This is a genomic window from Bacillus paranthracis, from assembly GCF_024296885.1.
GTDB lineage: Bacteria > Bacillota > Bacilli > Bacillales > Bacillaceae_G > Bacillus_A > Bacillus_A paranthracis.
Genome location: NZ_CP101135.1, coordinates 1822355 through 1847216 on the forward strand (window position 1 = coordinate 1822355; position 24862 = coordinate 1847216).

Annotated in this window: 20 protein-coding genes and 1 riboswitch; of the genes, 15 read left to right on the top strand and 5 right to left on the bottom strand. The window is 33.9% G+C overall.

What is annotated here, in order from left to right; genetic code table 11:
- Positions 1–9 precede the first annotated feature (9 nt).
- On the top strand, positions 10–1335 hold the full coding sequence (locus NLJ82_RS09305; protein ID WP_000675568.1) for a bifunctional S-methyl-5'-thioadenosine deaminase/S-adenosylhomocysteine deaminase: 1326 nt from the start codon (positions 10–12) through the stop codon (positions 1333–1335).
- Positions 1336–1486: 151 nt separating this feature from the next.
- On the opposite strand, the gene NLJ82_RS09310 is transcribed toward NLJ82_RS09305, so the two are convergent.
- Positions 1487–2869 carry an alpha/beta hydrolase family protein gene (locus NLJ82_RS09310; RefSeq protein WP_001035242.1) on the bottom strand — a complete coding sequence of 461 codons (1383 nt, stop codon included), beginning with the start codon at positions 2867–2869 and terminating at the stop codon, positions 1487–1489.
- A 587-nt stretch (positions 2870–3456) separates the two neighbouring features.
- Between NLJ82_RS09310 and NLJ82_RS09315 the strand changes: the two genes are divergently transcribed.
- A complete protein-coding gene (locus NLJ82_RS09315; RefSeq protein ID WP_000823537.1) occupies positions 3457–5085 on the top strand; it encodes a peptide ABC transporter substrate-binding protein in 1629 nt (542 codons plus the stop codon).
- Positions 5086–5137: 52 nt separating this feature from the next.
- Here NLJ82_RS09315 and NLJ82_RS09320 read toward each other — a convergent pair whose 3' ends face one another.
- On the bottom strand, positions 5138–5668 hold the full coding sequence (locus NLJ82_RS09320) for a GNAT family N-acetyltransferase (protein WP_000483988.1): 531 nt from the start codon (positions 5666–5668) through the stop codon (positions 5138–5140).
- 142 nt (positions 5669–5810) lie between these two features.
- On the opposite strand from NLJ82_RS09320, the gene NLJ82_RS09325 reads away from it, so the two are divergent.
- From NLJ82_RS09325 to NLJ82_RS09335, 3 genes are all read left to right on the top strand, one after another.
- The gene (locus NLJ82_RS09325; protein WP_000414532.1) at positions 5811–6509 is read left to right on the top strand and encodes a response regulator transcription factor; all 699 of its coding nucleotides are present in this window, start codon (positions 5811–5813) and stop codon (positions 6507–6509) included.
- Positions 6499–7575 carry a sensor histidine kinase gene (locus tag NLJ82_RS09330; RefSeq protein WP_000695278.1) on the top strand — a complete coding sequence of 359 codons (1077 nt, stop codon included), beginning with the start codon at positions 6499–6501 and terminating at the stop codon, positions 7573–7575. The genes NLJ82_RS09325 and NLJ82_RS09330 overlap by 11 nt, the downstream gene beginning before the upstream one ends.
- 71 nt (positions 7576–7646) lie before the next feature.
- On the top strand, positions 7647–8507 hold the full coding sequence (locus tag NLJ82_RS09335; protein WP_000265299.1) for a M23 family metallopeptidase: 861 nt from the start codon (positions 7647–7649) through the stop codon (positions 8505–8507).
- Positions 8508–8567: 60 nt separating this feature from the next.
- Here NLJ82_RS09335 and NLJ82_RS09340 read toward each other — a convergent pair whose 3' ends face one another.
- Positions 8568–9863, bottom strand: a complete 1296-nt coding sequence (locus NLJ82_RS09340) for an Nramp family divalent metal transporter (RefSeq protein WP_001030679.1) — start codon at positions 9861–9863, stop codon at positions 8568–8570.
- A 478-nt stretch (positions 9864–10341) separates the two neighbouring features.
- Here NLJ82_RS09340 and trhO point away from each other — a divergent pair, with 478 nt between their 5' ends.
- A complete protein-coding gene (gene trhO, locus NLJ82_RS09345; RefSeq protein WP_000246211.1) occupies positions 10342–11301 on the top strand; it encodes an oxygen-dependent tRNA uridine(34) hydroxylase TrhO in 960 nt (319 codons plus the stop codon).
- 193 nt (positions 11302–11494) lie between these two features.
- Here the strand turns inward: trhO and NLJ82_RS09350 are convergent, their stop codons facing one another.
- Positions 11495–12970, bottom strand: coding sequence for a hypothetical protein (locus NLJ82_RS09350; protein ID WP_000387300.1), 1476 nt, complete (start codon positions 12968–12970; stop codon positions 11495–11497).
- Between the two features lie 175 nt (positions 12971–13145).
- Here NLJ82_RS09350 and panE point away from each other — a divergent pair, with 175 nt between their 5' ends.
- Positions 13146–14090, top strand: a complete 945-nt coding sequence (gene panE / locus NLJ82_RS09355) for a 2-dehydropantoate 2-reductase (RefSeq protein WP_001221878.1) — start codon at positions 13146–13148, stop codon at positions 14088–14090.
- 55 nt (positions 14091–14145) lie between these two features.
- On the opposite strand, the gene NLJ82_RS28650 is transcribed toward panE, so the two are convergent.
- Positions 14146–14274, bottom strand: coding sequence for a hypothetical protein (locus NLJ82_RS28650; RefSeq protein ID WP_000031869.1), 129 nt, complete (start codon positions 14272–14274; stop codon positions 14146–14148).
- A gap of 139 nt (positions 14275–14413) precedes the next feature.
- A riboswitch (cyclic di-AMP (ydaO/yuaA leader) is annotated at positions 14414–14560 on the top strand.
- A gap of 144 nt (positions 14561–14704) precedes the next feature.
- On the opposite strand from NLJ82_RS28650, the gene NLJ82_RS09360 reads away from it, so the two are divergent.
- The 8 genes from NLJ82_RS09360 (at position 14705) to deoC (ending at position 24821) form a co-directional block, all read left to right on the top strand.
- The gene (locus NLJ82_RS09360; protein WP_000254902.1) at positions 14705–16531 is read left to right on the top strand and encodes an APC family permease; all 1827 of its coding nucleotides are present in this window, start codon (positions 14705–14707) and stop codon (positions 16529–16531) included.
- Positions 16532–17130: 599 nt separating this feature from the next.
- Positions 17131–18291, top strand: a complete 1161-nt coding sequence (nheA, locus tag NLJ82_RS09365; RefSeq protein ID WP_000751837.1) for a non-hemolytic enterotoxin NHE subunit A — start codon at positions 17131–17133, stop codon at positions 18289–18291.
- Between the two features lie 31 nt (positions 18292–18322).
- Positions 18323–19531 carry a non-hemolytic enterotoxin NHE subunit B gene (nheB, locus tag NLJ82_RS09370; protein ID WP_088296496.1) on the top strand — a complete coding sequence of 403 codons (1209 nt, stop codon included), beginning with the start codon at positions 18323–18325 and terminating at the stop codon, positions 19529–19531.
- A gap of 107 nt (positions 19532–19638) precedes the next feature.
- Positions 19639–20718, top strand: coding sequence for a non-hemolytic enterotoxin subunit C (gene nheC, locus NLJ82_RS09375; RefSeq protein WP_001172007.1), 1080 nt, complete (start codon positions 19639–19641; stop codon positions 20716–20718).
- A 297-nt stretch (positions 20719–21015) separates the two neighbouring features.
- On the top strand, positions 21016–22110 hold the full coding sequence (locus NLJ82_RS09380; protein ID WP_000405634.1) for a response regulator aspartate phosphatase: 1095 nt from the start codon (positions 21016–21018) through the stop codon (positions 22108–22110).
- Positions 22107–22250: a Phr family secreted Rap phosphatase inhibitor gene (locus NLJ82_RS09385; protein WP_000721513.1), complete on the top strand. Its 144-nt coding sequence runs from the start codon at positions 22107–22109 to the stop codon at positions 22248–22250. The genes NLJ82_RS09380 and NLJ82_RS09385 overlap by 4 nt, the downstream gene beginning before the upstream one ends.
- 642 nt (positions 22251–22892) lie before the next feature.
- Positions 22893–23843 (top strand): DNA-binding transcriptional repressor DeoR, encoded by a 951-nt coding sequence (deoR, locus tag NLJ82_RS09390; protein ID WP_000356563.1) that lies wholly within the window; start codon positions 22893–22895, stop codon positions 23841–23843.
- Between the two features lie 306 nt (positions 23844–24149).
- A complete protein-coding gene (gene deoC / locus NLJ82_RS09395) occupies positions 24150–24821 on the top strand; it encodes a deoxyribose-phosphate aldolase (protein ID WP_001017431.1) in 672 nt (223 codons plus the stop codon).
- The last annotated feature ends 41 nt before the right edge of the window (positions 24822–24862 follow it).

Genomic DNA, 24862 nt, shown 5'->3' on the forward strand with positions numbered 1-24862 from the left:
TTCATAGAGTTGAAAGGGGAAATACTTTTGAAAACAACTTATGTAAACGCTACAATCGTAACGATGAATGAACAAAATGAAGTGATAGAAAATGGATATATCATTGTAGAAAATGATCAAATTATAGATGTGAAGAGCGGAGAATTCGCTAATGATTTTGAAGTAGATGAAGTAATTGACATGAAAGGAAAATGGGTTTTACCAGGGCTTGTCAATACACATACACACGTTGTAATGAGTCTCTTAAGAGGTATTGGTGATGATATGTTATTACAGCCGTGGCTTGAGACAAGAATTTGGCCACTTGAAAGTCAATTTACTCCAGAACTTGCGGTTGCTAGTACGGAATTAGGATTACTTGAAATGGTGAAAAGTGGTACAACATCTTTCTCTGATATGTTTAATCCAATTGGAGTAGATCAAGATGCAATTATGGAAACGGTATCAAGGAGCGGGATGCGAGCTGCTGTTTCAAGAACTTTATTTAGCTTCGGAACGAAAGAGGATGAAAAGAAAGCAATTGAAGAAGCTGAGAAATATGTGAAGCGTTACTATAACGAAAGTGGTATGTTAACTACGATGGTTGCACCGCATAGTCCATATACATGCAGTACAGAACTGTTAGAAGAGTGTGCACGTATTGCAGTAGAAAATCAAACGATGGTTCATATTCACCTTTCCGAAACAGAGCGTGAAGTACGTGATATTGAAGCGCAGTACGGAAAACGTCCAGTAGAATATGCGGCAAGTTGCGGATTGTTTAAACGACCAACAGTGATTGCACACGGTGTAGTATTAGATGACAATGAGCGTGCATTTTTAGCGGAACATGACGTTCGAGTAGCTCATAATCCGAATAGTAATTTAAAACTAGGGTCTGGTATAGCGAATGTAAAAGCGATGTTAGAAGCAGGAATAAAAGTAGGAATTGCAACAGATAGTGTTGCATCTAACAATAATTTAGATATGTTTGAAGAAATGCGCATAGCGACTTTACTACAAAAAGGTATTCACCAAGATGCAACAGCGTTACCGGTTGAAACAGCTCTTACACTTGCAACTAAAGGAGCGGCTGAAGTAATCGGCATGAAACAAACAGGATCACTTGAGGTTGGAAAGTGCGCTGATTTCATTACAATTGATCCGTCTAATAAGCCCCATTTACAACCAGCAGATGAAGTATTATCGCATCTTGTATATGCTGCTAGTGGAAAAGATATAAGCGATGTAATTATTAACGGAAAACATGTCGTTTGGAATGGCGAATGTAAAACGTTAGATGAAGAGCGTATTATATTTGAAGCAAGTCGATATAAACGAGGTTTGCAAAGATAGGTATTTTCAGGATGTGGAGAAAGTCTTCTCCACATCCTTTTTTTGTGTCTGAACCTTTTTATTAATAAAAAGAAGTTAAGAATTTAGATAAAATCATTAGTTTCAAAAATCCTTTACATCATAATGATTATTTAAAGGATTTTGATGTTTCTTATTCTTTTGTCGCGTTGACCCATTTAATAATGTCCTGAATTACGTATTTAGGAATATTAGCAGGGATTTCATATTCACTAGGAAGACTTAATTCCCCATCACCCTCTGTGAAGAAATGATTCAATTTTGGGTATTCATTGAACTGAACATTCCTGCGGTTTGAAAGCCCTTCCTGCCATTTTATATATTCATTTTTTACTGTTACTTGATAATCGCGTGCTCCTTGCAGAATCAGTAAAGGTTCTTTTCGTGATCTTGCCTCTTCAACAGGACGCCACCTAGAAACATCATACATAAAATGAGGCGATCCCAAATTGTAGCCAGTTGGAGGATGCTCAGGATTGAACGTAGGGTCTTGGATAAAAGCGAACTGTCTTTTTAGTTCATCGATTACTTCCTTTGACGCCCCTAGGTATTGATTCTGATCAATGGCAATGTCAGTCAAGGGGCGTGCAGGTGGTGCGAGTAAGATACTTCCTCTAACAAGTGAAGAAGGTGATTTGCTTAGTATACGTGGCATTGCGCCAGCTCCTAGACTATGTCCAAGAATGAAAATATTATTTGGATCAATGCCTTCCTGCTGCGCTGCTGATTTTGCTGCATATATGGCATCATCTGTAGTATCACGGTCTAACGTAACAGGTTCTGCACTCATCTTTAATGCGTGTTCTAAGGTACGTTTTTCATAGCGCAACACTGCAATTCCGTTGGATGAAAGGCCCACCGCAAGATCGCGTAAGATTTTTGTTCCCATATATGTGCTATCGCGATCATGGATGCCAGCACCATGAACAAGAACAACTACGGGTAGCTTTTCACCAGGCTTATGTTTCGGAACCGTTAATGTCGCTGGTAACGGATAGGTGGAATTTCCGATGACGATTTCACGTTCTTGATAAGAGTCAGGTTGATCATAGCTAGGATGCGGGATGGTATATGATTCCTTGGGAGGCCTTTCTCCAATTTCATCTACTTTCCCGCCAGGTGTAAATTTAAGGAGGAGCGTTATGGTAGTTCCTTCGATAACTGCTGGCATTTCCACCGTCTGATGGACTAAGTTTCGTTCTTTTATCACGGGGGGCCCCATGCTTTTTATACCGCTCCAGCCACTCTGTGTCCACCAGTTTTGTAATGTGTTTGCTGTAAACTTGGATTGAAAAGCAGCAGACGTCAACTGAAGTGCCTCTACATATTTATCTTGCTGGAGATATTCAAAAAATAATGAGGTACGCTCCGTTAAAGAGACTCGTTTTTTTTCTACAGATGGTTCCTCACGTGTATTTGCGTGAATAGCTGTTGTAAGCGGAAAAGATGAAATGCCTAAAGAAAAGAGCAGGGTAAAGGAAAGTATTGATTTTTGTATTTTCTTTTTTTTATTCATGTTTTAACCTCCAATATGTGATGGTGAAAAATAGGTATGATAAATTAAGGTTCTGTTGTAACAACGTCTAAACCATTGATATGTTCATCTAAAACCAACAGTTCTGGTTTTGTCGTAATCGCTCTAGTAACTCCTAATCTCTCTTTCTTCACTTTATATTTTGACTATACGAAACAAAGTTCTCGTTTTTCTTACTTGATCCTTACAAAATCCTTAAGTGTATAAGATTTGTAAAATATCACTTTCTATTTGACCTGAATTCCAAAAAACAAAGTGGCATTGCTGAATGGAGATAGGAAGATATCCCAACCAAACTGTACCCTATACGTCTATTAAGTTAGTTATGGGGAAATTTACATGAAACAGAAGAAAAGTTAAAATAAAAAGAGAGGTATGCAATAAGAGATTTTTTATAAATACTTGAGCGAACAGCGCAGATTAAATATTCAATCTTTAGCTATCCTTTTTAAAAGGGTAGCTTTTTTCTTGAACGAATAAATATTCAAAAGAATGTCGCATCTTTCTGGTAGTATTTCTGCTATAATATATTACGCTTTATAATATTTTATATTTAAGGAGAACAACTCATGAAGCGAAAGAAGAGCCGTTTAATGGTAATGGCACTTGTTACATCTTTATTATTAACAGCTTGTAATAATAAGGAAAATAAAAGTGATACAAAGGCAAAAAAACAAGTATTAAATGTAACAGTATCAGAAGAAATTCCTTCTCTTGATACAGCGAAAACGATGGATGGTACGTCAGCGCACGTTATGCAAAACATATTTGAAGGATTGTATGCATTAGATGATCAAGATCAGCCGATTCCAGCAGTAGCAAAATCGTTTAAAAGAAGTGAAGATGGTAAAAAATATACATTCGATTTGCGTAAAGATGCAAAATGGTCAAATGGGGACAATGTGACAGCGCATGATTTTATGTTTGCGTGGAAACGTGCAATTACCCCTGAAACAGCGTCTCAATATGCGTCCATGCTCTTTTATGTGAAAAATGCGAAAGAGATTAATAAGGGGACGATGCCTCTTGATGAACTTGGGGTTACAGTTATAAATGATTATAAGTTAGAGGTGGAACTAGAACAGCCAATTCCTTATTTTTTACAGTTGTTAGCACTACCTATATATTTACCACAGCATGAATCATTTTTGAAAGAACAAGGAAAAAATTATGCATTGGAACCTAATAATCTTATATATAACGGTCCATTTGTATTAGAGAAATGGAAGCATGAACAAGAGTTTCAATTAAAGAAGAATGCTACTTATTGGGATGAAAAGAAAGTGAAATTAGACGAGATAAACTTTCAAATTGTAAAGGATACAATGACCGCTGTTAATTTATACGAAGCTGGTAATTTGGACCGGGTGCCTATTAATTCTCAATTTGTAGACAAGTATAAAGGGGATAAGGAGTTACATATGTCGAGCGAACCTGCAATTGCTATGCTACGTTTTAATGAAAAAAATAGTGCGTTAGCAAATAAGAAAGTGCGTCAGGCTATTTCATTCGCGTTAAATAAAGAGGATTTCGTTGCTCATTTTATTAATAACGGAGCAAAACCTGCAACTGGGCTAGTACCAGTTGGGCATATCAATGAAGAAACGGGAAAAGATTTTAGGGAAGAAAACGGAAACCTTTCTTTATATGATGTACAAAGTGCGAAAAAAAATTGGGAAGAAGCGAAAAAAGAGCTTGGAGTAGAGCAAGTAAACTTCGAGTTTTTAACATTTGAACAAGATAACGCAAAACGTATGGCAGAATATATAAAAGGTGATTTAGAAAAGAATTTACAAGGATTAACGATACAAATTAAACAACAGCCATTTAAGCAAAAATTACAGTTAGAACAAACAGGTGATTACGATATAACTATGGCAAATTGGGGACCCGACTATAAAGACCCAATTAGTTATTTAGAACTATTTACGACGGGGAATCCGAATAATAAAATGAATTATTCTAATGTTCGTTACGATGAATTAATAAAGAAAGCGAAAACGGATTTTGTACTAGATACGGAAAACCGATGGGAAGCGTTGCGAGAAGCCGAGCAGGTATTATTAGAAGATGCTGCGGTGGTGCCGCTTTATCATATTGGCTCAGCATATGTACAAAAGGATTATGTAAAAGGAATTGAAAAGCATCAATTTGGTGGTATTTATACTTATAAGAATGCTTATGTTGCAAATGAATAAATACAAAAAACCTTACTTTTTTGAAGTAAGGTTTTTTTACACATGTATTCTATTAAAACGATTTTAATAAAGAATAAAAATTCGTATCATAGGGAATGTCATCTTGATACATATAATTTTTTAGAACGCCTTCTTTTTCAAAGCCTAATTTTAATAGTACTTTATTGGAAGCTTCATTTTCAAGAAATACAATTGCTCCGATCCGCTTTAAATGAATCGTATGGAAACCGTATGATATAACCTCAGAAACAGCTTCAGTCGCATATCCTTTTCCCCAGTGCTCAGGTAAAAAGGCATAACTTAAATTGGCCCGTTTATGCTCAGAAGACCAATCGTGAAAACCAATTGTTCCAATGAGTTCTTTCTTGTTTTTTAATTCGATTCCCCATTTTATACCGCTTCTTGCATTGTAACTCAGTTTAAAGTTATGAATAATTTGTTTCACTTGATCAATATCTTGTAACGGTTTTTGGCCATAATAGCGCAGTACGTCAGTATTAGAGAAGCATTGTAGTATACCTGGTGCATCTTCTTCGGTAAGTTCTCGTAAAATGAGTCGTTCAGTTTTCAATATAGGAAACATACTTTCACTCCATTTCTTTTGAAACTAGAATGTGTTGTTATTATATAATCTAGTCTGAAAATAAAGATTATTCAAGAGGGGAGTATAGTTTTGATTTGTGATAAAATTGATTGTGGAATATATTTCAAAAAGAGGTTTATATATGGAGAAAAATTCAATTTTAATTGTAGATGATGATCAAGATATTGTTAGATTTATGAACGTGAATTTAATACAAGAAGGTTTTAAAGTTTTTAGTGCTCATAACGGAGAAGAGGCTTTAGAAATTATAAATAATAACAGTATTCAACTTGCTATTTTGGATATTATGATGCCACAAATGGATGGGATAGAATTGTGTAGAAGAATTAGAGAGAAACATAGTTTGCCAATTATGTTTTTAAGTGCAAAATCATCGGACGTAGATAAAGTCGTCGGATTTAGTACGGGAGCAGATGATTATATTGTGAAGCCGTTCAGTACAATTGAATTAATTGCAAGAGTGAAGGCTCAATTAAGAAGGTATACATATTTCAATCAAAATGCTGTCCAAGTAATAGAAAAGAAAATAAATATTAGAGGTTTAGAAATAGATGAAGTGTCTAGAACAGTAATGTTATATGGAGAAACAATCAATCTTACGAAAACTGAATATGATATTTTGTATTTAATGGCAGCTGCAAAGAATCGTGTATTTACTATTGAAGAAATATATGAGAGCGTTTGGAAAGAAAGGGCTTATGAAAGCAATAATACAGTAATGGTTCATATCGCAAGATTAAGAAATAAAATTGAAGAGAATCCAAAAGAACCGAAGTTTATTCAAAATGTTTGGGGAGTCGGATATAAAATTGAAGATTAAATCATTACAAGGCATTAGAGCTAAGTTTTTTATCGCATTCATATGTAGCATCTTGTTAGCGACTGTAAGTATAATAGTGTTTCAAATTTTGGTTGGAAATATATATAGTCAGGTTAATGTTTTAGAGGAAAAATATTCATTTTTATATTTTATAGTCTTTTTGATTTTTACTACAACATACTTTGCATTCATGACAAAAACGCTGATGAAAAGGTTGTCTCAAATTAACAAGAACGTGAAAGAAATAAGTGAAGGTAATTTTGAAATACATATACCTATTTCGAAAAGCGATGAGATTGGTGAACTAGCGGCAAATGTTAATAGAATGGCGAAAAGCTTAAAAGAGTCTATCGAGAATGAAAAAAAATCACAGGAAATGAAAAATGAAATGATTAGTAATATTTCGCACGACTTACGAACACCTGTAACATCTTTAATTGGTTACGCGGACTTGTTAGGAAATAAGCTACATTCAAATGGAGAAGAATGTGAACAGTATGTAAGCATATTAAAGCGAAAAAGTTATGAATTAAAAAATCAAGTAGATGAATTATTAGAATACTGTCAAATAAATTATAGAGAGATTGAATTACATAAAAGTGTAGTAAATATGAAAGCATTAATGGAACAAATTATGATTGATTTTGTACCACAACTAGATGATGCCAATATGAGCTTTTGTATGAAAGGTGATAAGGAGTTACATGTGGAAATGGATGTAGCACTTATGGTGAGGTTATTCGAAAATGTAATTAGTAATAGTATTATGTACGGGAAAGACGGAAAGGAGATTGTAATTCAAATTTCTAAAAGAGACATGAATGTTGAAATAGAAATTAAAAATTTTGGGCAATGTATTCCGAAAGAGGACCTTCCTTACGTTTTTGAGAAATTTTATCGTAGTGAAAAATCACGTAGTTCTCATACGGGCGGGAAAGGAATAGGACTTGCAATTTCAAAAAGTATAGCCGATCTCCATCAAGGGGATATCACTGTACGTAGTAACGATAAAGAAACAGTTTTTACTGTGAAATTACCGCAGTATAAAAAAGTAAGAAAGTCGTAAGTATTTCTTTTATATGTCGTAATTTTTACTTTGTATCATTGAGAAAAAGGATATGAGAGTAGGGACGCGACATGTGGAAGGCATTTTTATTAGTAATTATAGTTTCTTTTTTAATTATAAGTTGGATCTTAGTTTATGTAGCTAATGGTGTTACATCAGTTTTTGTTTGGTGGAGTATACAGGCTTTTAGTTTTATTTCAGTTTTCCTCTTGGTAGGATCAGTAATAATATTTTTTTGGAAAGGCATTTTTAGAAAGCGGATAGATAGAACGCTATTCTTAATCATTCTGTTTTCTATCATTGGAGCTTGGCCTGTCGGTTGGTTTGCTAATATAGGTAGAATTGCTTATCCAGCAGATATACAATCTATGAGTCCTAAAGCAGTAGTTCGTTTTCCTTTGAATGAGCGAGCATTAATAGGTTGGGGTGGTGATCGGTTAGAAATGAACTATCACGTTATAAAACCAAATGAAAGGTGGGCATATGATATTCTCATTCCACCTGCTGAAGTGAAAAGTAGTAAATTAAAGGCCTATGGAATATACGGAGCGAGAGTAATGGCACCAGCTTCTGGAACAGTTGTATCAATTAATAATGATGAAAAAGATTTAGTTCCGGGATCGGATGATTTTCAGTCAATGGCGGGAAATCATATTTATTTACGACTAGATGAAACAGGGACATTTTTGGTTCTTGCGCATTTAAAGAAAGGGTCAATTAAAGTGAAGGAAGGACAACATGTAAATGAAGGAGAATTTCTTGCTCAAGTCGGTAACTCAGGAAGTTCAAGTGAGCCGCATTTACATATTCATCATCAAAGGCAAGATCCGTCCAAGGTAAGTATGTTTTTTGCGGAAGGATTGCCACTTTACTTTCGAACTGAAAATGGTGTCATGATGCCGGAAAGAGGGACATACACAAGTGGTAACTAGAAGAAAATCATTTCATCCAAAAAGGGTACTCCAAATTAAAATTGGAATACCCTTTTTTCATTACCCTACAAATGTTTGATACAGTAAGAAGATATTTAAAACGATAACGAGTGCTGCAATTATCCAAGCGATAAATGTTGTTATACGGTGGTTAACGAGTGCACCCATAATCTTTTTGTTACTTGTAAACATAATAAGTGGCACTAGTGCAAATGCAATACCGAATGATAAGACGACTTGGCTCATGACTAGAGCGTAAGTTGGATTTACACCTAAAGCGATAATAACTAATGGTGGAATCATTGTAATAAATCGGCGTAAGTATAACGGAATATGCATGCGAATGAAACCTTGCATAATAATATCACCCGACATTGTACCGACAGAAGAGCTAGATAGTCCTGCTGATAAGAGCCCAATTCCAAACAAAGCAGCTGATACAGGACCTACTAAGTTGGTAAATTGAGTGTAAGCAACATCTAAATCTTCAACGTGCAAGCCGTTTTTAAAAAATAGTGCAGCAGCAACAATTAACATACTTGCATTAATTGCTCCAGCAATAACCATTGCAATAATAATATCGATAAATTCGAAACGAAAAATCTTTTTCTTTTGTTCGTCAGTTGTTCCGACCACACGGCGTTGTGTTAATGCAGAATGCAAGTATATTGCATGCGGCATAACTGTCGCACCTAAAATCCCTGCTGCAAGTAATATACTGTCTACACCCTGGAATTTTGGAATAAATAGTCCTGAAAGAAGGGGACTTAATTCTGGTTTTGCATAAAAAACTTGAATGCCAAAAGCAATTACTACAATGAAAATCATTCCTGTAATAATAGCTTCTAGTGGACGAAATCCTCTACGTTGAAATTCAAGGATAATAAATGATCCGGCTGCTGTAATTAAAGCGGCAGGTAGCATCGGGATTCCAAATAGTAAGTAAAGCCCCAATGCAGCTCCAATAAATTCCGCTAAATCTGTAGCCATAATAACTAGTTCACCTTGTATCCATAAACCGATAGACACAGGCTTTGGAAAGTTTTCACGAGCTATTTCGGGTAAATTGTTTCCTGTAGCAATTCCTAATTTAGCTGATAAAGTTTGGATTAATACAGCCATTAAGTTAGAGGCGAGTATAACCCATAATAGTAAATATCCATATTGTGAACCAGCTGCGATATTTGTAGCAAAGTTGCCAGGATCAATATAAGCAACGGACGCTATAAAAGCGGGTCCTAAAAATGGTAACAGTCTTTTCCAGCCTTTTGTTTCTCCACTTAAAGCTAAGTGAGCTGATTGTACGGTTGTACTTTCAGAAGGGAGATGTTCATCTTTTGTTATATCTTTATTCATAGTAGTTTTCCCCTTTAAAATGTTAACTTGATGAAATTATTGTATTTATTCTTACTCATTATTTCAATACATTTAGATATGTTATATGATAATTTCATTTGAACACGAAAGTTTCCTTAATGCAAATTATATGCCTTTATGCAATGGATGGTGTGATAACGTAAAATAAATTGGGAGTTTATGGTGTGATGACATGGGGAAACATAATAAATTAAAGGGTCAATTTTGAAATTTATGTGAACATAAAGCCGATAATACAGCATATTAATTGATGGAATTGCATTTGTATGATATATAATATATTGGGATTACAACATAACCACAGTGTTTTGGTGTGTAATCTTGTTTTTTATTTTTGTTAACTGATAGAAAATAGTATAAAGAGAAGGAAATGGGATTCATTTTCTTATTATATATGTTTTGATATGAACGTTAACTTATACATGATTTTAAAAATTAGATAGGTGGTAGAAATACATTGGCAACTACAAAACCATACAGAGTATTACTATATTACATGTACACAACAATTGAAAACCCAGAAGAATTCGCGGCAGAGCATTTAGCATTTTGTAATTCACTTGAATTAAAAGGAAGAATTCTTGTAGCTAAAGAAGGTATTAACGGAACTTGTTCTGGTACTGTAGAACAAACAGAGAAATATATGGAAGCAATGAACAATGATCCACGTTTTGACGGTATCGTATTTAAAATAGATGAAGCTGATGGTCATGCATTCAAGAAAATGCACGTGCGTCCTCGTCCAGAGTTAGTTACACTTCGCCTAGAAGATGACATTAACCCACACGAAATAACTGGGAAGTATTTAGAGCCAAAAGATTTTTATGAAGCAATGAAACAAGAAGATACAGTTATCATTGATGCGCGAAATGATTATGAATTTGATTTAGGTCACTTCAAAGGTGCGATCAAACCTGATATCGAATCATTCCGTGAATTACCAGATTGGATTCGTGAAAATAAAGAAATACTTGAAGGCAAAAAGATTTTAACTTATTGTACAGGTGGAATTCGTTGTGAGAAGTTTTCTGGTTGGTTAGTTCGTGAAGGCTATGAAGATGTAAGTCAGCTTCACGGCGGTATTGTAACGTACGGAAAAGACCCAGAAGTACAAGGTGAGCTTTGGGATGGACAATGTTACGTGTTCGATGAGCGTATCGCTGTACCAGTAAACCAAAAAGAACATGTTATCGTTGGTAAAGACCACTTTACAGGTGAACCTTGTGAGCGCTATGTAAACTGTTCAAATCCAGAATGTAATAAGAAAATTTTATGTTCTGAAGAAAACGAAGCGAAATATTTACGTGCATGTTCTCACGAATGTCGTGTAAGTCCACGTAACCGCTACGTAATACAACATGAATTAACGGAAGAGCAAGTAGCTGCTGCATTAGAGAAAATCGAAGCAGAGAAGTAAGAGGGAAAAGGCTAATCTAAATTTTTGGATTAGCCTTTTTTATATTTGATTTTTGGGCGTTTTTTGTCGGTAAGTCGATATATTTAAATAATCGCTGATATATTTTGAGTTGCGCCGATATAATTTGAAAATCGCTGATAAAAATTTCAATTACTGTAGCGTACCACATACTTCAATGTAAAAATACTCTTCTTTACTTCTTATCATCTTTCTCTCTCACAGCAGAAAGTACAGTTTGTTTTACCCATGCTTTTCTTCGTTTATGTTGTAGACTCCATTGGTATAAACTTTGCGCACCTAAAATAAGTGAAATGACGATACCGCTAATTGCTATTAAAAGCGCGAAAAATTCAAGTGGCGATGATATTTTGTTTGAATCGGTGTTTCTTAACAGATCAATCATAGTAAACCCTAACATTTGGCCTACTACAGAGTAGAGCGTTAAAATTAATAGTAAAAGGCTATCTTTTTTTGAAGCAACATTTTCTTGATATTTAAACAAACTATCAAGATTTTGTTTTGCATTTGAGTATAGTATCTCAATGTTAAAAAGCTTTCTTAAGCGAAAGAAAATATCTTCACTCTGTGATTGGGATACTAGCTCTAAAGAAAAGTAATTCGCCGTAAACGAATTGATTGAATAAATTAATTTCTCTATTTCATTTGTATCTTGTTCAATGTTTAACTCAGCATAAGCGTTTGCCATTTTCAATAAAACAATTTTATGAAATAGATTTAATAATAAAGCGTAATAAAACTCCCCATACATTTGACTCGCAAGTTTAGTAAATTCGCGTTCTCCTTCATTTGTTACACATGTGAATATATGTTCTTCCATTATGAAATAGCGATTCGGAGCCCATCTTTGGTAAGCGTGTTGTTTTAAATAATCATGAATATAAGGCAGATTATTTGCACTCACATATGCCTTGCCATCACTTGTTAACCCGGAAAGACTAGAAGTACGATAAACATCCACTTCATTCAGTTCCATATCTTCTTTTATAGATAATAAAGTTTGTACGTACATTCGCTGATCTTCAAAGAAAGGAAAGGTTTGAAAGTAAGAACTTCTTAATCTCTTCTTCTCAAAGAAATCTGTTATGCCATGAAATAAATAACCAAAAATGAATCTTTCCACTTGGGAATATTTTTTTTCATTACATTCAATGCAAATCGTTTCATTTGTATCATTTTTAGTTTCAAGTACACGGAAGCGGGCGGCGAATTCAATTGCTTCTGATAATGTCATGTTTGGAGCGGTCTCTATTTCTGTCCGAATTGTTAAGAAGCCAAGCTCATAAGGACAAAGTGTTACGTCAATAGAATGAATCTTAAATGGAACGGAAATAAGATTTGTTGTTAAATGTCCAGTTAAGTTAAGGTCTTTAGAATAGCGCTGCAATCCTTTTTGATGCTCTGAGTGAGGAAAGAGAATTTTATTGGTAAATGAAAGGTAGTATGCTTCCATATTTTGATGTGAAACTTGAAACTTTCCGTAGTATGTATTTTCATTTTCAAGATGATCGAGTCGAAAAGGGTGAAAATCATTTTTCTGTAAGAAAGGGAACATATTTTGTTCATATCCAGTTTTAAAAGAAAACGGGAATATAAATTGAAATATAGCTGTTGTTACATCTTTTTCCTCGATTGTATGTATTGCCTCCATTTACATTGTTTCCTTTCCAAATATGCTATAAAAACAACATGCCCAAATTCATTTGAAAATAACCACTGTTTTATACTTGAGTAAGAATGAAAATTCAGCTTATTTAGTAGGGGACATGTATAATGTTATGTATACTGAATGTTATAAAATTGTATTTTGAAAAGGGGGATGTTGTATGCGTATTTTAGTATTAGGAGCGGGAGGCGTTGGAGGCTTTTTTGGGGGACGCTTAGTAGAAAAAGGAGAAGATGTTACTTTTCTTGTTCGTAGTAAACGGAAAAAACAATTGGAGGAAAGAGGACTTGTAATCCGCAGTGTTAATGGGGATTTTTCCTTCCAACCGAAATTAATAACGAAAGAAGATCAAACTGCTCCATTTGATGTGATTCTATTTTCAACAAAAGCGTATCACTTAAATGAGGCAATTCAAGATTTGAAGCCGTTTGTAGGTGAAAGTACTGTAATCATTCCGTTGCTAAATGGTATTGCTCATGTATCGCTATTACAAAAGGAATTCGGTGAGGAAAAAGTAATTGGTGGTTTATGCTTTATCGAGACGACGTTAAACGATCAAGGAGAAATTGTACAAACTAGCGCTGCAAATAGACTTATGTTTGGAGAAATGAAGTCTCAAAATTCAGAGAGAATAAAGCATATTTCTAAAGCATTTGCAGGTACGAAATCTAGTTTTATTTTAAGTGAAAACATTATGCAAGATATGTGGCATAAATATTTATTTATTACTGTAATGTCCGGTGTGACAACGTTAATGCGTGCACCAATTGGACCAATCCGTGAAAGTGAAGGCGGCCGTGATTTTATCCGTAATGTGTTTGAGGAATCTGTACAAATCATGAGAGTATTAGGAGCCCCCGTAAAGGAAAATATTGCCGAGGAACATATGAAAACGATTGATAAAATTTCGTATGATATGAAGTCATCAATGCAACGTGATATGGAAAAGGGTTCGTTTATTGAAGGGAAGCACTTGCAAGGATATTTACTGGATGTAGCAGAGCAATTTTCAATAGCGGCACCATTATTAGGCACTATATATCAAAATTTAAAGGTGTATGAAGAGATGACCTTTAACAGATCTGTAATAGAATTAGATGTATGAAAAAATAAAAAAGAAAGCAATATATAAGTGTATTGCTTTCTTTTTTTATGACAAATCATTTATTTCTTTTTGTTCTATCTGTCAAATTTATTTCCTGTTCACGTTTACCGTATAATTGATTAATTTCATTTGCTAATGCATCTAAATAGGAATCGGAAAAAATAGGCTTCTTTTCTTTAGACATATAGATCTCCTTTATTGATTTTTTAGTATTCATTATGTATATTTACCAGCGGATTATGCGCAATCATTTTAATTTTTTCTTTTTAAAAATTTTTGTTTACATTTTGAAAATAAAGGAGTATTATAATCCACAGTTTCAATTTTCTAAATCGCTGAAACCGCATGGTGCGGGGGACCCGTTCTTATGGATTAGTTCTGAATCCAATGGGGTGAATCCTTGAAAAAGGTAGGGCTACTCATAGGCCCGAATCCGACAGCTAACCTCGTAAGCGTTATATTGAGAAGGAAGGTGGAGCTTGTGCGACAAAAAAAATAATGTCTACAAGTCTATTTCGTTATGGCTTGTAGACATTTTTTGTTTTCTGAAGAAATCGTTTATCCGCTATAACTAGCAGAAAAGTTCGTACAAAATTATTGGAGAGTGGACAGCAGTGGTTTCATCTATTAAAAGATTTTTAATTGGAAGACCGTTAAAATCAACAGAGCTTGGAGAACAGAAGCTTAATAAAACGAAAGCTTTAGCTATTTTATCTTCTGACGCATTGTCATCAGTTGCTTACGGTCCAGAGCAAATTTTAATTGCTTTAGCAGGTGTTGGAGCGATCGCTTATTGGTATTCCATTCCGATCGCTGTTGGGGTATTAGTATTATTGACGGCCCTTATTTTATCTTATCGTCAAATTATTTTTGCTTATCCGCATGGCGGGGGCGCGTATGTTGTATCAAAAGAAAATTTAGGGATGAATCCAGGCTTAATTGCTGGAGGATCTTTATTAGTTGACTATATTTTAACTGTTGCAGTAAGTGTGTCTGCAGGTACAGATGCGCTCACATCTGCTTTTCCTAGTTTACATGCACATAATGTAATCATTGCGATTATATTTGTTATATTTATTACCATCTTAAATTTAAGAGGTGTAACGGAATCAGCTTCCGTTTTAGCATATCCTGTTTATTTATTCGTTTTGGCACTATTTATATTAATTGGTGTAGGGATATACAATATTTTAACGGGGCACGTTTCGCAGGCTTTACACACGCCGATTGGAACACCAGTTGCAGGGATTAGTTTATTTTTATTACTAAGAGCATTTGCATCAGGTAGTTCTGCTTTAACAGGTGTTGAAGCAATTTCAAATGCAATTCCGAACTTTAAAGATCCTGCGCCAAACAATGCAGCGAAAACATTGCTTGCAATGGGTGCATTACTTGCAGTTTTATTTTCAGGAATTGTGTTCTTAGCTTATTATTACGGAATTTCTCCAAGTAAAGAAGTAACAGTTGTTTCACAAATTGCTGAACAAACATTTGGACGTAATTTCATGTACTATTTCATACAAGGTACAACAGCTTTAATATTAATCCTTGCTGCTAACACAGGATATTCTGCGTTTCCGTTATTAGCAGTAAACCTTGCAAAAGATAAGTTTATACCAAGAATGTTTACGATTAGAGGAGACCGCCTAGGTTACTCAAATGGAATTATTATACTTGGAATCGCATCGATTATTTTAATTGTAGCTTTCCAAGGGCAAACAGAGCATTTAATTCCGTTATATGCAGTAGGTGTATTTATTCCATTTACCCTTTCTCAAAGTGGTATGGTATTAAAATGGCTTCGTGAAAAACCGGAAGGATGGGCTTTACGATTAACGGTCAATTTAATTGGTGCAGTCATTAGTTTTATCGTAATGAGTATGTTCTTTTTAACTAAATTTGCACAAGTTTGGTCAATCCTTATTTTCTTACCTGTAATTATCTTCTTATTCCACCGAATTAAGAAGCATTATGATGCAGTAGGAGACCAACTAAGTTTAAAAACTTGTGAACGGATTGTTCCGATTGAAGGAAATGTAATTGTCGTTCCAGTAGCTGGTATGACACATGTGGTAGAAAACTCATTGAACTATGCAAAGTCTCTTTCAGCAGATCAAGTTATTGCTGTATATGTCGCTTTTGACAGAGAAGAGGAAAAGAAATTTGAAGAGAAATGGAAGAAGTGGCAACCTGAAGTAAGGCTTGTTACTTTACATTCTCATTATAGAAGTATTATTCAACCGCTAACAAAGTTCATTGATACAGTACAGTATAAAGCGAGTGAATCAAATTACCGAGTTACGGTCGTTATACCACAATTCATTCCGAAAAAAGGTTGGCATAACATTCTTCATAATCAGTCTAGTTTACTCATTCGTGCGTATTTACTCTATAAAAGAAATGTTGTTATTACAACAGTACCATATCATTTGAAAAAATAAGAAGGTTTTTTAAGGATAGCTTTACGAAAGTGAAGCTATCCTTTTTGTGTATACGCTATGCATAATTGCATACGAATCCGAAAGATATATTGATATAATTTTTACATCTGTGAGTAAGTAGAGGTTTTTGTTGTGATATATGGATATTTCAATTGAAAAAGTAAAGTGGATTATATTTTAAAATAAAGACATGAAAGCTTGAAAATAAAGGGAATGAAAATACTTCTTTACGTTATATAAATAGCTGTGTTTAAATGACCTTACAGTATAAAACTTATATGAAAACAAAACGGAATTTCATATTTACGTACGTTATTTAGTTTAATATGAATAATATTTTTATGTAATATATTCACTGTGTGAATGTGGAAATTGCTGTAAAATAGAAATTTTATACAATGTTATTCATACTAATCACATATGAAAAAATAATAAAATGTTTTGTGAAGATAAGTAAGTACTGTAGCAATACGAGAGAGGTGGTTCATACATGTATTGCGGTGAGAACGTTCTCTATTTTAACCATCTCAAATTATGGGTAAGAAAATAGAATAATAAAATGCGATAGTAATAGTTGCTAATACATAGGAGGAGTTAAAGTGAAAAAGACTTTAATTACAGGGTTATTGGTTACAGCAGTATCTACGAGTTGTTTTATTCCTGTAAGCGCTTACGCTAAGGAGGGGCAAACAGAAGTGAAAACAGTATATGCACAAAATGTAATTGCTCCAAATACATTATCGAATTCAATTAGAATGTTAGGATCACAATCACCGCTTATACAAGCATATGGACTAGTTATTTTACAGCAGCCAGACATTAAGGTAAATGCGATGAGTAGTTTGACGAATCATCAAAAGTTTGCAAAGGCAAATGTAAGAGAGTGGATTGATGAATATAATCCGAAGCTAATTGACTTAAATCAAGAGATGATGAGATATAGTATTAGATTTAATAGTTATTACAGTAAGCTCTATGAACTAGCAGGAAACATAAATGAAGATGAACAATCAAAAGCAGATTTTACAAATGCATATGGAAAACTACAATTGCAAGTACAAAGCATCCAAGAGAGTATGGAGCAAGATTTATTAGAGTTAAATCGATTTAAAACAGTATTAGACAAAGATAGTAATAACTTATCGATAAAGGCTGATGAAGCAATAAAAACACTACAAGGATCAAGTGGAGATATTGTGAAGTTAAGAGAAGATATTAAAAGAATTCAAGGGGAAATTCAAGCTGAACTAACTACTATATTGAATAGACCTCAAGAAATTATTAAAGGTTCTATTAATATCGGTAAACAAGTATTTACAATTACAAATCAAACTGTACAAACGAAAACAATTGATTTCGTTTCTATCGGTACTTTAAGTAATGAAATTGTAAATGCTGCCGATAGTCAAACGAGGGAAGCAGCTCTTCGCATTCAGCAAAAGCAAAAAGAGCTATTGCCACTTATTCAAAAATTATCACAAACTGAAGCAGAGGCGACTCAAATTACATTCGTTGAAGATCAAGTAAGTAGCTTTACAGAACTAATTGATCGTCAAATTACAACATTAGAAACGTTGTTAACGGATTGGAAAGTTTTAAACAATAATATGATCCAAATTCAAAAAAATGTTGAAGAAGGCACATATACAGATAGTAGTTTACTACAAAAACATTTCAACCAAATTAAAAAAGTAAGTGATGAAATGAATAAACAAACGAATCAATTTGAAGATTACGTTACAAACGTTGAAGTACATTAAAAATAAGTAACGATATAGGGAGAGAAGAAAAATGATAAAAAAACCTTATAAAGTAATGGCTCTATCAGCACTTATGGCAGTATTTGCAGCAGGAAACATTATGCCAGCTCATACGTATGCAGCTGAAAGTACAGTGAAACAAGCTCCAGTTCATGCGGTAGCAAAAGCTTATAATGACTATGAGGAATACTCATTAGGACCAGAAGGCCTAAAAGATGCAATGGAAAGAACAGGTTCAAACGCTTTAGTAATGGATCTGTACGCTTTAACAATTATTAAACAAGGTAATGTTAACTTTGGAAATGTATCGTCTGTTGATGCTGCTTTAAAAGGAAAAGTGATTCAGCACCAGGATACAGCTAGAGGAAATGCGAAGCAATGGTTAGATGTATTGAAGCCACAGCTTATTTCAACAAATCAAAATATCATTAATTACAATACGAAATTCCAAAACTATTATGATACTTTAGTTGCTGCGGTTGATGCAAAAGATAAAGCGACGCTTACGAAAGGGTTAACTAGATTATCAAGTAGTATTAATGAAAATAAAGCGCAAGTAGATCAGTTAGTAGAAGACTTAAAGAAATTCCGAAATAAAATGACGTCGGATACGCAAAACTTTAAGGGTGATGCAAATCAAATTACATCTATTTTAGCTAGTCAAGACGCTGGAATTCCGCTATTGCAAAATCAAATTACAACGTACAATGAAGCAATTAGTAAATATAATGCAATTATTATCGGTTCATCAGTTGCGACAGCTCTAGGGCCAATTGCAATTATCGGTGGTGCAGTAGTTATTGCTACAGGTGCAGGAACGCCGTTAGGAGTGGCGTTAATTGCAGGTGGTACAGCAGCTGTAGGTGGTGGTACAGCTGGAATCGTATTAGCAAAAAAGGAGCTTGATAATGCACAAGCTGAAATTCAAAAAATAACAGGACAAGTTACAACTGCTCAATTAGAGGTAGCAGGATTAACAAACATTAAAACACAAACGGAGTATTTAACAAATACAATTGATACTGCAATTACAGCGTTGCAAAACATTTCAAACCAATGGTACACAATGGGGTCAAAATACAATTCTTTACTTCAAAATGTAGATTCAATTAGTCCGAATGACCTTGTTTTTATTAAAGAAGATTTAAACATTGCGAAAGATAGCTGGAAAAACATTAAAGACTATGCAGAAAAGATTTATGCTGAAGACATTAAAGTAGTAGACACAAAAAAAGCATAATCGAATACGAATCGTTAGAGCGTTAAGTGTTGATGAATGATTTGAAGCTCCTGTTCAGTTGTGAGCAGGAGCTTTTTATACTCTTATAAAGAAACTAGGTGAAAAGTATGCAGAAACGATTTTATAAGAAATGTCTTTTAACATTAATGATTGCTGGGGTGGCAACGAGTAATGCATTTCCTTTACATACTTTTGCAGCAGAACAAAACGTAAAAATACAACAAGAAAATGCGAATGATTACTCTCTTGGCCCAGCAGGATTCCAAGATGTAATGGCACAAACAACATCGAGCATATTCGCGATGGATTCATATGCAAAATTAATTCAAAATCAGCAAGAAACGGATTTAAGCAAAATAAGTTCGATTAATGGTGAGCTTAAAGGGAATATGATTCAGCATCAAAGAGATGCAAAAATGAATGCGGCGTATTGGTTAAATAGTATGAAGCCTCAAATTATGAAAACGGATCAAAATATTATTAATTACAATAATACTTTTCAATCGTATTATAATGACATGTTAATAGCGATTGATCAAAAGGATAGCGGAAAATTAAAAGCGGATTTAGAAAAGTTGTATGCGGATATTGTAAAGAATCAAAATGAGGTAGATGGATTATTAGGAAATTTGAAAGCTTTTCGCGATAGAATGGCGAAAGATACAAATAGTTTCAAAGAGGATACAAATCAGTTAACAGCGATATTGGCAAGTACGAATGCAGGTATTCCAGCTCTAGAGCAACAAATAAATACATATAACGATTCGATTAAAAAGAGTAATGATATGGTTATTGCTGGTGGCGTACTTTGCGTAGCTCTAATAACATGTCTTGCTGGCGGACCGATGATTGCCGTCGCGAAAAAAGATATCGCAAATGCAGAACGAGAAATCGCTAATTTAAAAGATAGAATTTCTGGAGCGCAAGCAGAAGTCGCAATTTTGACAGATGTAAAAAATAAAACAACAAATATGACTGAAACGATTGATGCAGCAATTACAGCACTGCAAAACATATCAAATCAATGGTATACAGTAGGGGCAAAATATAATAACTTATTACAAAACGTAAAAGGAATTACTCCTGAAGAGTTTACGTTTATAAAAGAAGATTTACATACAGCAAAAGATAGCTGGAAAGACGTAAAAGATTATACAGAAAAATTACATGAAGGCGTAGCGAAGTAAACAGTGGACTAGTTCTGCTGTTTATTTTTTGCCGAGAGTACCAACCTTCTTATCTCAAGGTATTTACTCTTCTTGGTATGATGATCGCAAGTTCTATTTATAAAAAATAGGTCTTAATAGAAATTTATATAATTCTTTCAAATAAGTGCAATTGGATATTAGCCATGTGTATTTTAAGTGCGAAATATATAGTTTGATCCTAAAATATTTCTCAACCTCAAAATTGCATGCATTCAAAATAATTGTGTTAATATTTAAATAATATGCAAGTAATAGCTAAAGAGAGGGTGACGGGCGATGGAAATAAGAGATTTCACACATACAGGGTATGCATTATTACAAGAATGGTATCATCAAATGGTTTCTCAACATACTGAAAAAACTATTATGTTGAAACAAGTTATAGACGAAAAACTTGATAGTATGAAAGAATGTGACAATCTTTTAGATTATTACACCTTATTTAATTGGCGTTTTCAAATGTTAATCGGTAATTTTGAAAATGATCTAGAAAGTCTTTCACATCTTCAAGAGCAACCTGATTCAAGATTACAATACTATTATCACTTCTTTAAATTCATCTATAAAACAGAAATGGGGCAGTATCCAAGGGCAGAACATCATTTGAGGCTTGCGGAAAAAATGCTTCCAATACTTAATGATGAATTAGAAAATGCAGAGTTTCAATATAGAGTAGGTTTATATCATTACTATTTGTCGCAACCTACTTTAGCGGTGAAATATACATCTAATGCCCTTGATTATTTCGCAGAAGATAAAGAATTACATACGTTTCATGCGAAAGTTGGAGCGTGTAAAAACACAATAGGAATGTCTCTTATTACACTTGATCAGCATGATATGGCGGAAGAATATTTAATATCTGCCTTAAGTATATTAGAGGATGAAAAGGAATTGAAAGCAGCCCTAACAGTTCGTTATAATTTAGCTGTTTTTTATTCGAATCAACAATTGTGGGAAATCTCTCTAAGGCATTTAGAAGATGTATATGAAAAATTCAGTTCCCCGCGATTACCGTACCAGAAAAAAGGTATACATACCTTAGCGGAAGTTCACTATAAATTAGGGAATTATGAAAAGGCAAAATTCTTTATTGATGAAGGGCTAAAAGATTGTACGGAAGAATACCACCACCGTTATAATATCTTGAGTGCTTTAGTTAATAAGGTTTCTATTGAAAAATTAGAGTTTGTTGTTTTGGAAGCTATAGCTTATTTTAAGGAACAAAATATTTCAAAAGAAATTCAAAATTATTCTGAACTTTTAGCTAATGAGTGTTATAACGTAGGAATGAAGGATAAGGCTTCAGAGTATTATCGTATGAGTTATGAAGCTAAAATTTCAATAAAGGAAAAGGGGTATTTAAGATGAAAAAGATTAAGGTTTTCGTCATAAGTCTAGTAACTGTCACTGTATTATCTATTGGATTAAATAACCCTGAAATTCATCAAAATATATCAGAAAAAGCACCTGTTGTACAACATATGACTGAACCAGGTGGAGGAATCTAGTAAAAGGTTCATTCCCCTTTTAAAAAACGATAATTATAATTCCTAAGAAAAGCCTATTTCCTAAAAAGAAATGGGCTTTTTAATATGTGCTAATACCCCATTGTCCATCAAGCGAAAATTTTAAGACGCTCTCATAACAAGAAATCAGCTCATCTTTTCTTAGCTGTCTAACAAAAATTAAATTTCACTAAAACAGGTAAATCTTGTTTTAATTTTTCACTTCAAACTGAAGATTTAATGCATGTTACGTATGGAATTAAGAAAAAAGGACAAAAAATGGTCTCTTTACTAACCCTTACAGAAAACGCGAATGGAAATTCCATAAGTATGAGAAAAGCAGTTTTTGATATCCTGGGCCTCATATACAACTTTTCTATGTTAAATAACTTGATTCTACCGTGCGTTTTTGAGCGGTCCTGTTATCGTTATTGCAGAAAATGCGTGAATTAAATGATAATGGATTTACATGTTTCACGCGTAACTATATTGAGTTAGTAAATCTACACAATAATGTTTTATTTCATGCAGTAAGTGTAGTGGATGTTCAGTTAGATAAAATTCAGTAGTCGAAATTTCTTGCATAAAGCTGTATAATGCTTGTAACGAAAAGGAAATACAGGAAAGGATATGTAGCGAGTTACTATGGATAAAGATAAACAACAATTAAGTGTAGAAGTTGCAAGATTATATTATCAATCAGATTATAGTCAGCAAGAAATTGCTAACAAATTAAATATTTCAAGACCGACAATTTCTAGACTATTAAAGTACGCGAAAGAAAAAGGATTTGTTCAAATTAGCATAGCCGATCCATTTGCTGATTTAGATAATGTCGGTAATTTACTGAAAGAAAAATATAACTTGTTAGAAGCACATGTTGTATTTTCCCCAGTGCCAGAATATGCAACGATTACAGAGTATATAAGTAAATATGCAGCTGAGTATATGGAAAAGACGGTTAAAAACGGTGATATCGTTGGTGTAAGCTGGGGAATGACGATGTATGAAATCGCTAGAAAAATCGTACCACAACATGTAAAAGGTGTAGAAGTTGTCCAGCTAAAAGGTGGTATTAGCCATTCGAGTGTAAATACATATGCAAATGAAACCATTGCATTATTTGCAGATGCTTTTCAAACGACGCCAAGAAATCTACCTCTTCCAGTTATATTTGATAATGCAGTGACAAAAGAATTAGTAGAGCAGGATCGACATATTCATCACATTATCGAAATGGGGAAACAAGCGAATATTGCAATTTTCACTGTAGGAACAGTGCGAGACGAAGCGCTATTATTCCGATTAGGTTATTTCGATAAGGATGAAACGAGTTTACTCAAAAAACAATCGGTCGGTGACATTTGTTCACGTTTCTTTGATGGAGACGGAAATATTAGTAGTGAAGAAATTAATAAGCGAACCATCGGAATTGAGTTAGAAGAACTAAAATTAAAGAAACGCTCTATTTTAGTTGCAGGTGGTAATAGAAAAATAAAAGCAATTGATGGTGCGTTACGTGGCGGATATGCAAATGTATTAATTATCGATCAGCATACGGCGAAAGAATTGTTACATTATCAAAAAGAAGATTAGAAATAAAAGGCTTTCTCAAGATATTCATTTTGAGAAAGCCTTTTATTTTGTTATGTATGAATTATGGGATTATTTTTGAATACAAATTGCCTTTTTTAAAATAATTATGGATATTGAGATACATACTACCATTGTTAATATAAAAAATTTGAATTTATATATGAAGTATTTCTTAGTTAGAATGCGCTTTATTTACTAGAAGGAAATTCCTTTTTAAAAAGAATGAACAAAATTTCAAAAGTATATTTACATTTGTTCAACTAAGAGTTAGAATGAAGTTGTTAAAAGATATGAGGAGTGAAGATAATGAATATTGCAAAGTTAATTGACCATACAATTTTAAAAGCTAATGCTACAAAAGAAGATGTTATGAAAGTAATCGAAGAAGCAAAGGAATATAAATTCGCTTCTGTTTGTATTAACCCAACATGGGTAAAGCTAGCTGCTGAAGAACTAGCTGGACATGATGTAGATGTTTGTACTGTAATTGGTTTCCCATTAGGAGCAAGTACGACTGAAACAAAAGCATTTGAAACAAAAGATGCTATCGCAAAAGGTGCAACTGAAGTTGACATGGTAATCAACGTAGGCGCTTTAAAAGATGGCGACGACGAACTTGTTGAAAAAGACATTTATGAAGTAGTACAAGCAGCAAAAGGAAAAGCTCTTGTAAAAGTAATCATTGAAACTTGTCTATTAACAGATGAAGAGAAAGTACGCGCTTGTGAATTATCAGTAAAAGCTGGTGCTGACTTCGTAAAAACTTCAACTGGATTCTCAACTGGCGGAGCAACTGCTGAAGATATCGCATTAATGCGTAAAACAGTAGGACCAAACGTTGGTGTAAAAGCATCTGGTGGTGTTCGTACACGTGAAGATGCAGACAAAATGGTAGCTGCTGGAGCTTCTCGTATTGGAGCAAGTGCTAGTGTTGCAATCGTATTAAATGATGCAAAAGGTGCTACAGATAACTACTAATCATTAGTGAAGTCAAGGGCAATAGATACACAAAGTAAAGT

Excerpts from the sequence above, each read along its gene's own strand:
- NLJ82_RS09310 (WP_001035242.1), bottom strand. The coding sequence starts at position 2,869 with ATGAATAAAAAAAAGAAAATACAAAAATCAATACTTTCCTTTACCCTG.
- NLJ82_RS09315 (WP_000823537.1), top strand. The coding sequence starts at position 3,457 with ATGAAGCGAAAGAAGAGCCGTTTAATGGTAATGGCACTTGTTACATCT.
- NLJ82_RS09320 (WP_000483988.1), bottom strand. The coding sequence starts at position 5,668 with ATGTTTCCTATATTGAAAACTGAACGACTCATTTTACGAGAACTTACC.
- NLJ82_RS09325 (WP_000414532.1), top strand. The coding sequence starts at position 5,811 with ATGGAGAAAAATTCAATTTTAATTGTAGATGATGATCAAGATATTGTT.
- NLJ82_RS09335 (WP_000265299.1), top strand. The coding sequence starts at position 7,647 with ATGTGGAAGGCATTTTTATTAGTAATTATAGTTTCTTTTTTAATTATA.
- NLJ82_RS09340 (WP_001030679.1), bottom strand. The coding sequence starts at position 9,863 with ATGAATAAAGATATAACAAAAGATGAACATCTCCCTTCTGAAAGTACA.
- NLJ82_RS09350 (WP_000387300.1), bottom strand. The coding sequence starts at position 12,970 with ATGGAGGCAATACATACAATCGAGGAAAAAGATGTAACAACAGCTATA.
- panE (WP_001221878.1), top strand. The coding sequence starts at position 13,146 with ATGCGTATTTTAGTATTAGGAGCGGGAGGCGTTGGAGGCTTTTTTGGG.
- NLJ82_RS28650 (WP_000031869.1), bottom strand. The coding sequence starts at position 14,274 with ATGTCTAAAGAAAAGAAGCCTATTTTTTCCGATTCCTATTTAGATGCA.
- nheB (WP_088296496.1), top strand. The coding sequence starts at position 18,323 with ATGATAAAAAAACCTTATAAAGTAATGGCTCTATCAGCACTTATGGCA.
- nheC (WP_001172007.1), top strand. The coding sequence starts at position 19,639 with ATGCAGAAACGATTTTATAAGAAATGTCTTTTAACATTAATGATTGCT.
- NLJ82_RS09380 (WP_000405634.1), top strand. The coding sequence starts at position 21,016 with ATGGAAATAAGAGATTTCACACATACAGGGTATGCATTATTACAAGAA.
- NLJ82_RS09385 (WP_000721513.1), top strand. The coding sequence starts at position 22,107 with ATGAAAAAGATTAAGGTTTTCGTCATAAGTCTAGTAACTGTCACTGTA.
- deoR (WP_000356563.1), top strand. The coding sequence starts at position 22,893 with ATGGATAAAGATAAACAACAATTAAGTGTAGAAGTTGCAAGATTATAT.
- deoC (WP_001017431.1), top strand. The coding sequence starts at position 24,150 with ATGAATATTGCAAAGTTAATTGACCATACAATTTTAAAAGCTAATGCT.